Origin of the sequence: Candidatus Chloroploca mongolica, from assembly GCF_004762035.2 — a bacterium.
In the GTDB taxonomy this organism is placed as follows: Bacteria; Chloroflexota; Chloroflexia; order Chloroflexales; family Chloroflexaceae; genus Chloroploca; species Chloroploca mongolica.
In genome coordinates, this window is the sequence record NZ_SIJK02000088.1 from 1 (window position 1) to 14,553 (window position 14,553).

Below are 14,553 nucleotides of genomic sequence, written 5' to 3' on the forward strand. Positions count from 1 at the left end.
TAGGCACGCCGCCAGCGTTCGTCCTGAGCCAGGATCAAACTCTGCGTTGAATGGTGAAGCACTGACCATTTGGTCAGGTCTACTCCACTGAATAAACGTGAAACCATTACTTATATGCTGTCACTGTTTAGTTGCTAAGGTGCATTGTGAGAGGTCTTGGCGACAAAAAACCAGGCGGCGGGTTTCCCCTCCGGCCTGGCGACGTCTCCGACTATATCGGCGCGGTTCGCTTTGCGGCCTCAAACTACTCTCACTTGTTCTGGTCTACCTCGTCAGAGGTGAAACCGCTGAACACGTTGAGGAGTATAGCACCCGGTTTAGATTTTGTCAAGCGGTGTTTGATCGCGAGTTTTTCAGCCTCAAGACAGGGCGAGTACATAGTGCCAATAGCGCATCGTAGCGCGGAATAACGTCCCGAGATCAAGGGTCGACTCGCGGACAGGTGAACTATAGGCACGGAGATTCTGGTCACGCACAATTTTGAGTGCGGTCAACATGTCGGCAGGTTCAGCAACAACGAGCACGGTCTGACTTCCTTGGGTACGGGCACTCTGTCCGGCAAGTTGTAGGTCGGCAGACACGTGATGAGAGGGCGATAGCAGCACAATGCGTTCTTCACTGAGGCCCTGTTCAACAAGGCGTGCACGCAGGCCATCACTGCCCTCGCCGACGAGTAGAATCTGGGTAACAAGACCGCGGCGATAGAGATCAAGGGTGTGATTAATCATCGCCTGTGAGGGCACGACAGGTGTCACCACGAGGGCAAGATCGGTGGGTCTGGTATCATCGCGTGAGGCCTGGAGGGTCACCGCCAGCATGCCACTCGCGAGCATAAAACTCACGATCAACAGCAATGTCCACCAGAGATAGATGATCTGGCGACGGATCTGACGCTGGCGGATCGGCCACGGTGAAGCCAAGCGGGTTGATGAGGGCAAAGGTTGTTCTTTCATTGGTCAAGCAAACTATACAAAACACGCTGCAAACTGGTAAGGTCGAAGGGTTTGGCAAGGATCGCATCAACGCCATGGGCCCGGGCTTCGGCGGGATCAAGTTGATCGCCCCACCCCGAGATCAACACGAGCGTCAGATCAGGGTAATGCACGCGCACACGATCAATCAGTTCCCATCCCGAGAGGCCAGGCATCCCCAGGTCAGTACAGAGCAGATCAAAGTGATGTGCCGTCAGCAATGCAAGCGCCGTCGCACCATCTGCGGCTTCCGTGACATGATAGCCAAGGCGCTGGATCTGGCGCACCAGCACCCGTCGCACTGGCGGATCATCTTCGACAACAAGAAGGCGCCTGGCCTGTGCGAGCGGGGGTTGCGATGGTGTAGGCGCTCTTACCTCAACCTGAGGAACCGAACGGATAGGCATATAGACCTTGAACGTACTGCCAACACCAAGTTCACTTGAGGCAACAATCTGACCAAGGTGTTGCTGAACAATGCCATAGACCATCGCCAGGCCCATCCCGGTACCAGCTGACCCTTTCGTTGTATAAAAAGGATCAAACATACGCGCCTGAACTTCCTGGCTCATGCCAACTCCGGTATCGCTCAGTTGGATGACCGCTGATGCTTGCCGCAGGGGGCTTGCCGACGCAGGCACAAGCGCAATATGCAGGGTCAGTTGACCACCCGATGGCATCGCATCCACAGCATTTAAGAGCAGATTCGTTATCATTTCACGGAGAGCAGGAGCATCACCTGCGAAGGGAGGCACAGGTTGGAGATCAGTTATGACCGTAATCAGAATGCCACGACGCTGAGGCGCCTCACGCCAGACAGGTCGGGTCATAGCGAGGCTCTCTTCAACCAATTCAGCAAGATTAACCATCTCGTGGGGCAAAACACGATTCGTCTGGGCAAAGTTGTGCAAGCGACGGACAGTCGCGGCGCCATCAAGGGCGGAGCGTTCAATAATGCGCAACTCATCAGCGACCTCGGCGCTAAGCGCTTCATCAAGCAAGAGCTGGATATGACCAAGGATACTAGCGAGCAAATTATTGAAATCGTGAGCAACCCCACTTGCCAGTTCACCAAGGGCTCGCAAGCGTTCGCTCTGGGCGATACGATCTTCCACATCCCGCAACTCTTGATCCTGACGCAACTGTTCGAGCACCATGACCGTTTGCGCAGCCAGGGCTTCGAGCAGATAGAGATCGTGCTGACTAAACGCGCCGGTCTGATCACTAGCAACGGCAATGATCCCGAGGATGCGGGTGTCCCGTTTCAACGCCACCCCCAGTGAGGCAGCGAGCCTGGGCAAACGAGGGTGCCCTTGATAGCGCGAATCGATCCGAACATCATTGAGCAAGAGTGTTTCACCCGTGCGGGCAGTCCAGCCAAGCAAACCCTCATGATAACTCGCACGTTGTTCGGGATAAAGGATCCGAGGATCATTGATGACACCATACGCCACATGGAACACCAATGTCTCGCCTTCGAGGGTTGCCACCAGTACCTGATAGTAACCAAACGTGCGATGCAAGAGGCGAGCGACATCATCAAACAGAGGTGGCAAGGCACGATACGTCCCCATCCGCATTGTTGTCTGGTGCAGCAACTGCAACTGACTAGCACGCGTCTGGACGTCATACAACAGACGTTGATTGTTGATTGCCACAACCACGTGGTCAGCGAAGAGTTGCGCCACCTGCACATCAGCAGCACTGAAAGCGCCCGGTGTCCATTTATCAATCGTCAGAATGCCAATCACCGTATCGTGGACAATCAGAGGAATACCGATCCAAGAGCGAACAAGTTCGCTATCGAGCACTGGCTGCCATCCTATCAACTCCTGGACATTGGGGACATAGCGAGCCTGACGCTGCTGGCGGACATCCCATGTGAGTGAGCCAGGCCCCATATAGAGCACAAGTCCGGGGGCAGCACGATGAAACCCTCGTCCTGCCTCCATCCGGGCATAGTCATCATCATGAAAGAGAAAAATGCCACTCGAATCGTAAGCAATCAAGCCCTGGAGTTGTTCCAGGATAAAATCGAGCAGCGTCGCACGTCCAACCATGGCATGGGAAGCCATCGCCAATTGATTGAGGGTGCGAATAAGGGCACGGTTCTGCTGTTCTTGCTGGAACAACTGGTCATTGGCAAGCAAGAGCGCCATCTGATCAGCGGTAAAACGAGCGAGTTCGACTTCACCACGCTGCCACATATAGTTCATTCCGGGCGGACCGATCAGAAGCCAGCCGATAGGCGCATCTTCGACATCAAGGCGAAGCTGTAAGGCGGAACTGGCCCCCCGATTGATTTCGGTACAAGCAAACTCAGGATGATCTGGCGTCCACGCGGTCACATCCTGGGTAAACCCGGAGGAAGCTGCGAGCAAGCGATAGCCCGACTGGTCACTGTTCGCGACAAGGAGACCGGCTTGCACGTCGAGCGTGGTCATCAGTTCATCGAGCAGGCGTTCAACGACCACATTGACAACGCCCGACTGACGAGGTGCCTGAGAGACAAGGCGCGAGAGGCGCTCGCGGGTAGCAGCATAACGCAGCGCGGCTGCGGCTGCCGCGTTATCAATTGCAATCGCAGCATAGTCGGCAAAGATTGCCACCATCTGCACAATCTCGGGCTTGAACAAGATACCATCGGTCTGTTTGACCATATTAATCACGCCGAGGATGCGGTCACGTACGCGGAGGGGCAAAACAAAAAGGGTTGAGGCATAGGGTGTCGCTCGCGGCAGAAACCGCACATCGCTACCCGGATTACTGGTATGCACCGGCTCGCCATAGCGGGCAACCCAACCGGCAATACCTTCACCAAGGCGAAAACGGTAGTGCTCGAACTGGGCAGGATCAAGGCCATAGGAAGCGACAATCTCGAGCTGTTCACGCTGATCGTCAACCAGCATGATCGAAATAATCTCGGCATGGCTCAGATCACGCACCGCAGTCAGAATGCGTTCAAAGACCACTGCGAGATCGAGTGAAGAGCAGACAAGCTGGCTCAACTCGAGGATCGTTGCCAGTTTGTCGGCGGAAGCTGCTTGAAGAGAGTCGCCCATGCGCCCTGCCATCGTGTCTAATGGTTGTTGAACAGATACTCCGCTCTCTGCCTGGTGCCATCGCGCTCATTAGTGTAGGAAATAGGTTTTCTGATGATTTGACGCAAAGACGCAAAGGGCGGTTAATGCGCATCTAGGCACCGTTTTCTGATACTTTACCTTTATTAGTATACCTGCTCTAGAGACAGTGTGGATATATTGCAAGCCGAACGGGTTTGGCAAAGCGTTTGGATGCTTGTGCGCGGCTGCGCCGCGCGCAAGCATCCAAACGGCCATATGTTAGCCAGAAAGAGCCGTATCTTTGGGGGGGGCGCGGCGGTATAGATAGCGAGCGTAGGAGGCGAGCGCAGCGCATACCCTGTGGAGGAGAGGCGGGCGCACAAGGAAGAAAGAGGGCTAGTATGGGTCCGGTGAAAGGAACCGTCAATTGCGTAGAGTTGCTTGGCTGGATGGGAGCCGATCCCGAGTTGCGTTTTCTGGCCAATGGTGCGGCGGTCTGTCGTTTGAGAGTCGCGACGAAGCGGTTTACCAACCTTGATACCGAGGGGCGGCGTGAATTTGAGACGGATTGGACGAGTGTCGAGGCCTGGGGCAAATTGGCCGAATTGTGCAACAGCTATCTGCACAAGGGTAGTCGGGTGCGCATCAACGGGGCGTTGCGCACCGACGCGTGGACCGACAAAGCAAGTGGGCAGACACGCTCACGAACCTTCGTTCGCGCTGAGAATGTCCTCTTTCTTGATGCTCGTCCGGGACTGCCAAGCGAAGCGGTTGCCGAAGTCGAAGATGTGGAAGCCCCAGTGCATGACGAAGATGTACCGTTTTAGGGCGTCTTGATGCGCCTGCACGATACGATCCGTCGCCTCGTACGATCATTCATACGGGGTGACGGATCGCTTTGTAGCCTTTACACTAGCCACAGAGCCAGAGCCCTGTGTTATAATAGAAACCAGCAATCGTCTGACCCGCAACCCCTCTACGTTATGTCTGAAAAGCGCGTTATGGTGCGCTAAATTGACAGCAAGGCTGTGGAAAACATTCGTTTTTTGCATAAGCAGTGGGGTTTGCTGGTTTTACAAGTGTAAAGACTTTTCCATGAAAGACTTTGTACACCTCCACGTCCACTCGGAATATAGCCTCCTTGACGGATACGCCTCAACCAAGGCCATCGCCCAACGTGCCGTTGAGCTAGGGATGGACAGCATTGCCCTCACTGACCATGGGGTGATGTATGGGGCGATGGAGTTCTATGATGCGGCGAAAAAGGCTGGCATCAAGCCGATTATCGGCGTCGAGGCCTATATAGCCCCCGGTTCGCGGACGAGTCAGATGGTCAAGGGCGGGAAGAACTATTACCATCTGTTGTTGCTCGCGAAAAACGAGGTTGGCTATCGCAACCTGGTGCATTTGACGACACGCTCGCATCTTGACGGCATGGGCAAAGGGATCTTTGCGCGCCCGCGCATCGACCGCGAATTACTTGAGCAGCACCACGAAGGGCTGATTGTCACGTCGTCGTGCATTGCTGGTGAAGTCATTCAAGCGCTCACAGCGCAGCAACGCGACCAGGCCGTCGCGATGGCCGCCTATTACCGCGATTTGCTTGGCCCCGACAACTATTTTCTTGAACTTCAGTTGCACGACAATACCCCCGAACTCGAGGGCATCAATGAAGAACTGGTGCGGATTGGCAACGAACTTGGCATTCCCCTGGTCGCAACCAGTGATACGCATTTTGTGCGCCCTGAGGATGTGAAAACGCAACATATGGTGATGTCAATGGGGATGAACCTGACCTATCAGGAATTCTGTGCCAAAGATTTTGCCATGGACGAGAGCTATCACATTATGTCGGGTGAAGCCATGTGGGAGCGCTTCAAGCGCTATGGTACCGGCCCGATGGAGAATACCCGGCGCATTGCCGAGATGTGCAATCTCAAGCTCGACTTTGGCCGCGTACAGTTGCCCCAGTTTGATCTGCCCGAAGGCCATGATGCGTCGTCGTATCTGAAACTGGTCTGCGAAGAGGGGTTGATGAAGCGCTTTCACGGCGCTCCGCCTGATCACTATATGGCCCGTCTCGAAGATGAGCTTGATGTGATTAATGCCACCGGGTTCCCCGATTATATGTTGATCGTCTGGGATTACGTGAAGTATGCGCGTTCGCGGGGCATTCCCTGTCTCCCGCGTGGCTCGGCTGGGGCCTCGCTGGTGCTGTATGCCCTTGAGATCACGGATGTTGACCCGGTTGCCAATAAACTCCTTTTTGAGCGGTTCCTTTCACGTGAACGGCTCGAAATGCCCGATATTGACACCGATTTTGCTGATAGTCGCCGTGGCGAAATTCTTGACTACATCGCCACTAAGTATGGGCGTGAAAATGTAGCCCAGATTATCACGTATGGTACGCTCGGGGCCAAGGCGGCGCTGCGTGATATGGGGCGGGTGCTGGGCATCGAACTGAGTGAGGTCGATCGGGTTGCCCGGCTTATCCCAACGCTACCTGTCGGCACAACGATTGCCCAGGCGCTCGAGCGCGTACCTGAGTTGCGCCAGATCTACGAGACGCAGCCTCATCTGAAGGATCTGATTGATTGGGCCAAGAAGGTCGAAGGACGGATGCGCTCGGTCGGGACACATGCCTGTGGGCTCGTCGTGAGTCGCTCGCCGCTCGAGGATCTTGTGCCGCTCCAACGGACGACCAAGGATGATCAGGCCGTGATGGCCGCCTTTGAAGGATCGACCCTTGCCAAAATGGGTCTGCTCAAGATGGATATCCTCGGGCTAACCAACCTCTCAATCGTTGCCGAGGCGTTGAAGTATATCGAGCGCTCGACCGGGCAGAGCCTCTGGCTGGATCAGATTCCCCTTGATGATCCCAAAGTTTTTGCAAGTCTGGGGCGGGGCGAAACACGCAATGTGTTTCAGCTTGAGTCTGCGGGTATGACGCGTTACCTGATGCAACTCAAGCCAACCAGGGTCGAGGATCTCTACGCGATGGTAGCACTCTATCGGCCCGGGCCACTCGAGCAGATTCCCCTCTATATTGCGAATAAGAATAATCCAGGCCAGATCAAGTATCTGCATCCGATTCTCAAGCCGATCCTTGAAGACACCTATGGCGTGATTGTCTATCAAGAGCAGATTATGCAACTGCTTCAGAGCGTCGCCGATTATACGCTTGGGCAAGCGTATGTGGTGATCAAGGCGATCAGCAAGAAGGATAAGACATTGATGGCCGAAAATGGGGCCATCTTCAAGGCTGGGTGTCTCAAAAAGGGCATCAGTCAGCAGGTGGCCGACGAGTTGTGGGAACTGATCCTGCCTTTTGCGGGCTACTCGTTCAACCGACCGCACGCAACGCTCTATGGATTGCTCAGCTATCAGACGAGCTGGCTCAAGGTGAACTATCCGGTCGAATATATGGCGGCCGTCTTGACCGGCGCGGGTGGAACGATTGAGGATATCGCCAAGGGAGCACTTGAGGCACGGCGACTGGGCATTGCGGTGCTGCAACCCGATGTCAATGCGTCACAGAAGGGTTTCGAGATCGAGGCACTCAACGGGACATTGCCCGTAGGCGTGCAGTTTGACCGCGGGATCAGGTTCGGGCTCGCGGCCATCAAGAATGTCGGCGATGGGCCAGTCGAGGCGATCATTGCCGAACGTGAGACCAACGGTTCCTTCCAATCGCTTGAGGATCTTTGTGGGCGCGTTGATCGCCACGCGATCAACAAGCGTGTCCTGGAGAGTCTGATCAAGGGTGGTGCTTTCGATAGCATGCCTGGTTCGCGGCGGCAGAAACTTGCGATTCTCGACCAGGCGATCAGCGCAGGGGCCGAAGCCCAGAAGGCCCGCGACGTGGGCCAGAGCAGCCTCTTTGATATGTTTGGCGAGACAACAGGCGGCACACAGAGCCTCAACGTGTCCCGCGTGCCAATGCCGATCATAACGCCAACCCCGGCTGAAATGAAAGAAGAGTTGCTCTGGGAAAAGGAATTGCTCGGACTGAATGTGTCGGAAGATCCCGTTGCGCGTGCGCTCGAGGGGGTCGATCTAACAGACGTCAGCAATCTGAGCGATATCAGCGAAGAAAGCATCGGCTCGACGATGACGTTTGTCGGCGTCTTGAATGGCGTGCGCCGGATCACGACGCGCAAAGGCGATACGATGCTCGTGGCGAATCTGGAAGATCTGACCGGCACCATCGAACTAGTCGCCTTCCCGCGTACCCTGGCGAAAGCGGGTGATCTGCTGTGTGATGATGGGGCAGTCAAGCTGACCGCCAAGGTTGATAATCGCCGCGATGTGACGCAACTCGTCGTAGAGACTGTCGAGCCTGTCGTTGCGGCGGCCCAACCGGCGCCTGCACCGATCGCGAGCGAAATGGATCTTGAAGGGTTTGGCGAGCTTGTCGAACCCGAGGCCGGGCCAGGGGCAACGGCGACAGGATCTGTGCGTGAGCCAGCACGAACAATAAACGACGCCACCCGAGCGCCAGTGCCAGTGCCGCCAACACCGAACCCGAGTACCCCACCGACCACCCCCATCACCACGATTCGCGCCAAGCAACAGGTGAAGGTGAACGGCGGCGAGAGTCGCGGCAATGGCAAAGGGAATGGCAGTGCCAGCAATGGCGGAACGTATCACGAAACGCCAACTGTACCGCAGGGGCGCACCTTGCGGCTCTATCTGCTACGAACCGGCAATGACGAAGCTGATGTCCGGTGTATGCAGGATATCTACAGTGTGCTGCGCGAGAGCGTCGGCCCTGATCGCGTGACGCTCTATTTGCCCAATGGCGTCGGCACGGTCATTCTCCAATCACAGCACACGATTCAGATCTCCTCTGGACTCATTGACAACTTGAAGGGGGTGCTCGGTGCTGAACGCGTGATCGCAGAATAGTGTTACACTGCTGCAACCGCATCAATCAAAAAGGAGTATGGCGTGGAAATCATCAATGTTGATTCGCATATTACCGCGATTGACCACAATCTGCTGGGTGTACCTGGGGTCGGTGTAACCTATGTTGTGCGTGGTGAAACGGTCGCCTTGATCGAAACAGGAACCTCATTGACGGTACCGCATACGCTGGCGGGGCTGGAAAAGCTCGGGGTTCAGCCCGAAGAGGTCGAACACATTCTCTGTACGCATATCCACATGGATCATGCCGGTGGGGCCGGGTATCTGGCGGCGGCACTCCCCCGAGCCACGGTCTATATTCACAGCACCTCGGTGTCGCATCTTGTTGACCCCTCCAAGCTAGTTCCGAGTGTGCGGCGCGCGGTTGGTGAAGCGGCATGGCCGTTGCACGGCGACATTAAACCGATCCCGGCGGAACGCTTGCTCCCGGCTGAAGAGTTGCGGCTTGACCTCGGTGGTGACGTGGTGCTTGTCGCGATCGCGACCCCGGGGCATTCGCCGGATCATCTTTCCTACCGTGATCTCAAGAGCGGGGGGCTCTTTATTGGCGACGCAGCCGGTCTGATTATGGATCATTGGGGACTAGCCTTCCCGGTGACACCAGTGCCGACCTATGATCTGGTGGCGCAACGGAACACGATCGCGATGCTGCGAGGGATGAACCTGCCACGGATCTATGTGACCCATCATGGCCCTCACGATGATGTTGACTTCCAGTTAGAGCGCGCCCACGCGAAACTGGAAGAACTGGTTGACCTGACAGAGAAGGCGCTCGATGCAGGTGAATCTGACACGATCGCGCTGGCCGCAGAGTGGATTCGTTGCCCCGACGACAGCCCAGCGGTAACCATGGCACGCAGTTGGAGCGAGATGAGTACCGCAGGGATGATGCGGTACCTCAAAAAACAGCGTAGTGTGCAGGGATAACCTCAACGCGAAGGGGGGCGCTCAGTTTTTGACTGAGCGCCCCCTTCGCATTATCAGGCCAGCAGCCAAGGCTTACTCTTCGGCATAGAGGGGGGTACTGAGGTAGCGTTCGCCATTGCTAGGCGCAATGAAGACGATCAACTTGCCTGCATATTCCGGTCGGTAGGCGACACGAAGCGCGGCAGCACAGGCGGCACCACTTGAGATCCCAACCATCAAACCCTCTTCGCGCGCCAGGCGGCGCGCCATGGCAAAGGCATCATCGTTGCTCACGGGCTGGATCTCATCAAGAATCGCGGGATTGAGCACCTCGGGGACAAAACCGGCCCCGATACCCTGGATCTTATGCGGGCCAGGCTTACCACCGGCGAGCACCGGGCTAGCCTCGGGTTCAACGGCAACCACACGCAGCGAAGGCTTGCGGGCCTTGAGCGCCTCACCCACGCCGGTCAGCGTGCCACCGGTACCAACCCCACCGACCAGCACATCAATGGCCCCATCGGTATCGCGCCAGATCTCTTCGGCGGTCGTGAGGCGATGTACCTCAGGATTGGCCGGATTCTTGAACTGCTGAGGCATATAGCCATTGGGAAGATCGGCGAGGATCTGCTCGGCGCGAGCAATCGCCCCCCGCATGCCATCAGGCCCCGGGGTGAGCACAAGTTCAGCCCCATAGCCACGCAGCAGCTTGCGACGCTCGACGCTCATCGTCTCGGGCATCGTCAAAATCAAGCGATAGCCCCTAGCAGCCGCGACAAAGGCCAACCCGATCCCCGTATTGCCACTCGTCGGCTCAACCAACACCGTCTCGCCAGGCGTAATCAAACCAGCGCGCTCGGCGGCCTCAATCATCGCAAGCCCGATGCGATCTTTGACCGAACTGGCGGGATTGAAAAATTCCAACTTGGCAACAAGCGTTGCGTGGCTATCATTGACTTGATTGATGCGCACAAGCGGAGTATTGCCCACTAGTTCAGTAATGTTCCCAAAAATGCGCGCCATGATCTCCTGCTCCTTACACACTACAAACTTTCTTTCCAGCATATTGTAGACCTGACGCAGCACAAAGTCAAGTTCTTAATAGAAATAGTAAAGATTACGAGATAGGGTATACTGCACCCTTAGCATCCACGTCAGGGGAGGAACCCTGCAGCAAAGCAACGCACGTACGGAGACGAAGGAGAGACAACGCATGCGAGGAAGATCAGTTCGGGTCTCAACGCGAGCGGGCGGGGGTTCAGAAGCCGCCCGGCTCACGCGATGTGCAGGCAGTTGGCTCGAATTAGAGCCAGATGAAGGCGAACAAAGGCGCATTCTCGCGGCTTCGCAGGAGCTCAAAGGGCAGCGTGCGGTCGCCAATGCCTTGTATGCCGACCCCGAGGCGGCAAACGCCTTTTGTTTGGAACTCTTTCGAAGCAACGCCTTTGCACCATTGCACTTCGCCGATGAACTCGTCGAGGCGATGCTGCGCCAGTGTGGTGAACCACCAATCGTTGAGGAAGAGGAGAGCGAGGCCTTTTCGCATTACCTACGGACAGCGGTACTCACCGTAGCCTTGCCGAACACACGACGGCATCTCGCGGCGCAGTTACGGCGGTACCTCCCAGACTACATTGCCGCGCAGCAATGGCGCGAAGCGGTCGCCATTGACTACAGTGCTTTCCGCACCGCGCTTGGCAACGAAGTCACGCCCTTCCTGGCGCAGATGGCCCTGGCGGGCCTGGCCGCCTACTATGAAGCCCACGAAGAAGATTCGTAGGGGCGACGCACGCGCCCCTGGGAGCCCCCTCCGCAGAAACCTGCCAGGTGTGCGCCGCAACGGATCCATGGGGTACTAAAGGCAATACGTTTCAAATAAGCTCACGCGAAGGCGCAAAGGGTTCGCTCACCTACGCGAAAACCTTTGCGCCTTTGCGTCAAACCAACCGCCTTATTTGCAAAGTATTGGTACTGAAGGCAGTCCCGGCGCACACCTGGCAGGTTTGACTCGCTAGGGACGGCGGATGCGACTGGCTGCCCAGAGCCCGGCGGCGAGCGCACCTGCGCCAGCACCGGCACCAGCGGCCAGCGGCACCCAGGTGCGCTGGCGAGCGTCGCGCAAGACAACGCGCGCCGTATTCGAGCCACTGGCCCCAAAGACACCCCCGCCCGGATGCGTGCTGGCCCCGGTTAGATAGAGCCCCTTGATCGGCGTGCGGTATTCGGCCAACTCAGGGAGCGGGCGAAAGAAGAACATCTGATCAAAACTCATCTCGACGTGCATCACATTGCCCTTGAGCAAACCAATGCGACGCTCAAGATCAAGCGGGCTCTGAATGAAGCGGTCAATGATCTTGCCGCGCATATTGGGGGCATACCGATAGAGCACCTCGAGGATCGAGTCGGCAGCCTCTTCACGCACATCGTCCCAATGGCGTCCATCGCTGAGGGCATAGGGGAAATACTGCGCCCACAGGAAGACGGTGTGTTTGCCAGGAGGGGCGACATCAGGATCGATCGCCGAAAAGGTCATCGCAATGACAGCCGGATCATGGGCAGGCTGACCACGCAAATAATCCTCATAGGCACGACGGACATAATCCATCGAAGGGCAGAGCAACTGCAACCCGTGGTGGCTCTCGTGGGGCTGACCGCCGCTCGGGGCGGCGAGATAATCGGGCAACTCTTCGGCGGCACAGCGAACGGTCATCCCAAAACCATTGCCGACGCGGATATTGCGCAAGCGATGGACGAGGGCAGACGAAAGATGTTCGGGGCCAACCAGATCGAGCATCGTCGTAAGGACATGAGTATTCGAGACCACGATGGGGGCCGAATAACGCTGCCCATCAACCGTTTCGATGCCTTGCACCTGCCCGTTCTTGACGATAATCCGGCGCACAGGGGCACCAAGCACCAGATCGCCACCGGCACTCTTAAAGGATCGCGCCATCGCCTGGGTCAACTCACCGCTCCCGCCGCGGGGATGGGCCGCACCACAGGTATGCATCATCGCGTGCCAGCCAAAGAAATCCCCTGCCCCAATCTCATCAGGTGGAGGACCACTCTGGGCGGCAAGCCAGGTCATCGCCGCCCGCATCGGCTCGCTCTCAAAAGTCTCGTTGATCAACTGAGCGTAGCTCGTAAAGAGGCGCCGCGTAACCTCAAACGAATTGCGGTCAGCCAACGGCAACTTTGAGGTTGCCGAACCAACCGTCGAAAAGAGGCGGGCCGCCGACGGAGGATTGAGAAACACATCAAAAACCGCTTCATTGAGCGGTGTCCAATAGGTGAGAAACCGACGGTAGGCCTCGGCATCGCGAGGCGAAACTGACGCGATGCTCTGGATTGTTTTTTCGGTATCGCGATAAAAGCTAATCGAACCACTTCCATCGGGCAGGGGAAAGAACGCAAAAGGATCCATCTGAATATATTCGAGCCCATAGTGCTCAAGTTCCAGATCCTTCACAATTGGGGTGAGGTGGATCATAATATGGGCCGACGAACCAACATCGATCTTGTACCCTGGAATAACTTCTTCGGTACAGACGGCACCCCCAACAATCTCACGCCGTTCAACGACTAGCACCCGTTTGCCAGCCTTTGCCAAATAGCCAGCAGCGGTCAACCCATTGTGACCACCACCAACGACAATGACATCATAATCACTCTGCTGAGCCATGGCTATTCACTTTCTATGCAAGATGCGCTCGCATCATGTTAGTATACGTCAGATTCAGCCGAGCCGTGACAAAGCGAACGGTCGCATCACCCTTCTCCTGTCCTGGTCAACCAGCCAGCTTTGCTGACTGGTTGACCAGGACAGGAAAAAATCCCCGCTTTTTACTCTTGACACAGACACATGTCTCAGGTATAGTACTCTTGTCGGAAGTTTCACAAGAAATGCCGTTCAGGCGTAAAGGAGGTGATGCCCATGAGTGATCATAAGCGTCTGGGTATCACTACTGGTGAGGCCCGTTAGGTTCAACCAGTCTGGTGATACCCCTCCAGGACCTGAAGGAGCCCCTGCGATGCAGGGGCTTCTTTTCTGTTGCCAGGCCTGAGCGTTTCAGTTCTATTTTTAAAGACAACACCAATGGTTATTTTACTCCCCGATAACGATCCAGCTTTGACGGCACTGGCGGATGCGCTCGACCATGCACGGGCCACGAGCTATCCACTGAGTTTGCTGGTGGCCCGTCTCGCTGAGGCCACGCCTGGCCCGGCGAGCGCGGCGCTCGACGCACTCGCTGAGGCGGCGGGATGGCGCGGCCTTGGTGCAGCGTGGATCGAGGTGCCTCGGCGGATTGCCGCCAAACTCGTGACCCATCTGATCGTCGGTGAACTAGCGTATCCGACCGAGGTGATGCCGAGTGAAAAGGCCGAAGTGTTGGCGAGCCAATTCCTAGCGCTCTTTCCCCAGGGAAGTCGTTACTTTACCAACGGGGCCATCAGTGGCGATGTAGCAATCTACGATCTGCAGGGAGAAGCGGTCATTGGCTGGCGTTCATTGAGCGAAGCCCCCTTCGATAATGGCATCATGGCCCTGGGAGGCGGGCGCGTCGGCATGCTCTGGGCTGAAGACGCGCCCTGAGTTGAACGCCCGTTGGATGCCCGCTTCCGCGGGCATCCAACGGGCCAGTTCGCCATGTCGTTCCTGCGGACGGCGGCCCGCGCTTCCTCGGACG

At 56.6% G+C, this 14,553-nt stretch carries 9 protein-coding genes; 5 read left to right on the plus strand and 4 right to left on the minus strand.

The annotated features are described in order from the left end of the window. Nucleotides 1–359 precede the first annotated feature (359 nt). Together EYB53_RS23620 and EYB53_RS23625 are read right to left on the minus strand one after the other, a co-directional pair. Nucleotides 360–938: a hypothetical protein gene (locus tag EYB53_RS23620; RefSeq protein WP_135481757.1), complete on the minus strand. Its 579-nt coding sequence runs from the start codon at nt 936–938 to the stop codon at nt 360–362. An 11-nt stretch (nt 939–949) separates the two neighbouring features. Then, complete coding sequence (locus tag EYB53_RS23625) at nt 950–4,033, minus strand: GAF domain-containing protein (protein ID WP_167857577.1); 3,084 nt, start codon at nt 4,031–4,033, stop codon at nt 950–952. Between the two features lie 401 nt (nt 4,034–4,434). Here EYB53_RS23625 and EYB53_RS23630 point away from each other — a divergent pair, with 401 nt between their 5' ends. The 3 genes from EYB53_RS23630 (at nt 4,435) to EYB53_RS23640 (ending at nt 9,886) form a co-directional block, all read left to right on the plus strand. Further along, nucleotides 4,435–4,860, plus strand: a complete 426-nt coding sequence (locus EYB53_RS23630; RefSeq protein WP_135481762.1) for a single-stranded DNA-binding protein — start codon at nt 4,435–4,437, stop codon at nt 4,858–4,860. A gap of 268 nt (nt 4,861–5,128) precedes the next feature. Continuing rightward, a complete protein-coding gene (dnaE, locus tag EYB53_RS23635) occupies nt 5,129–8,941 on the plus strand; it encodes a DNA polymerase III subunit alpha (protein WP_135481764.1) in 3,813 nt (1,270 codons plus the stop codon). 42 nt (nt 8,942–8,983) lie between these two features. After that, complete coding sequence (locus EYB53_RS23640; RefSeq protein ID WP_135481766.1) at nt 8,984–9,886, plus strand: MBL fold metallo-hydrolase; 903 nt, start codon at nt 8,984–8,986, stop codon at nt 9,884–9,886. A gap of 72 nt (nt 9,887–9,958) precedes the next feature. On the opposite strand, the gene cysK is transcribed toward EYB53_RS23640, so the two are convergent. Further along, nucleotides 9,959–10,888 (minus strand): cysteine synthase A, encoded by a 930-nt coding sequence (gene cysK, locus EYB53_RS23645; protein ID WP_135481767.1) that lies wholly within the window; start codon nt 10,886–10,888, stop codon nt 9,959–9,961. 190 nt (nt 10,889–11,078) lie between these two features. On the opposite strand from cysK, the gene EYB53_RS23650 reads away from it, so the two are divergent. Beyond that, entirely contained in the window at nt 11,079–11,645 is a 567-nt protein-coding gene (locus EYB53_RS23650) for a hypothetical protein (protein ID WP_135481769.1), read from the plus strand. 231 nt (nt 11,646–11,876) lie between these two features. Here EYB53_RS23650 and EYB53_RS23655 read toward each other — a convergent pair whose 3' ends face one another. Continuing rightward, the gene (locus EYB53_RS23655) at nt 11,877–13,547 is read right to left on the minus strand and encodes a phytoene desaturase family protein (protein ID WP_135481772.1); all 1,671 of its coding nucleotides are present in this window, start codon (nt 13,545–13,547) and stop codon (nt 11,877–11,879) included. A 414-nt stretch (nt 13,548–13,961) separates the two neighbouring features. On the opposite strand from EYB53_RS23655, the gene EYB53_RS23660 reads away from it, so the two are divergent. Continuing rightward, on the plus strand, nt 13,962–14,459 hold the full coding sequence (locus EYB53_RS23660) for a hypothetical protein (RefSeq protein WP_135481774.1): 498 nt from the start codon (nt 13,962–13,964) through the stop codon (nt 14,457–14,459). Nucleotides 14,460–14,553 lie beyond the last annotated feature (94 nt).

What these genes read in the sequence shown, in the direction of transcription:
- EYB53_RS23625 (WP_167857577.1), bottom strand. Translation starts at nt 4,033, where the DNA reads ATGGGCGACTCTCTTCAAGCAGCTTCCGCCGACAAACTGGCAACGATC.
- EYB53_RS23630 (WP_135481762.1), top strand. Translation starts at nt 4,435, where the DNA reads ATGGGTCCGGTGAAAGGAACCGTCAATTGCGTAGAGTTGCTTGGCTGG.
- dnaE (WP_135481764.1), top strand. Translation starts at nt 5,129, where the DNA reads ATGAAAGACTTTGTACACCTCCACGTCCACTCGGAATATAGCCTCCTT.
- cysK (WP_135481767.1), bottom strand. Translation starts at nt 10,888, where the DNA reads ATGGCGCGCATTTTTGGGAACATTACTGAACTAGTGGGCAATACTCCG.
- EYB53_RS23650 (WP_135481769.1), top strand. Translation starts at nt 11,079, where the DNA reads ATGCGAGGAAGATCAGTTCGGGTCTCAACGCGAGCGGGCGGGGGTTCA.
- EYB53_RS23655 (WP_135481772.1), bottom strand. Translation starts at nt 13,547, where the DNA reads ATGGCTCAGCAGAGTGATTATGATGTCATTGTCGTTGGTGGTGGTCAC.
- EYB53_RS23660 (WP_135481774.1), top strand. Translation starts at nt 13,962, where the DNA reads ATGGTTATTTTACTCCCCGATAACGATCCAGCTTTGACGGCACTGGCG.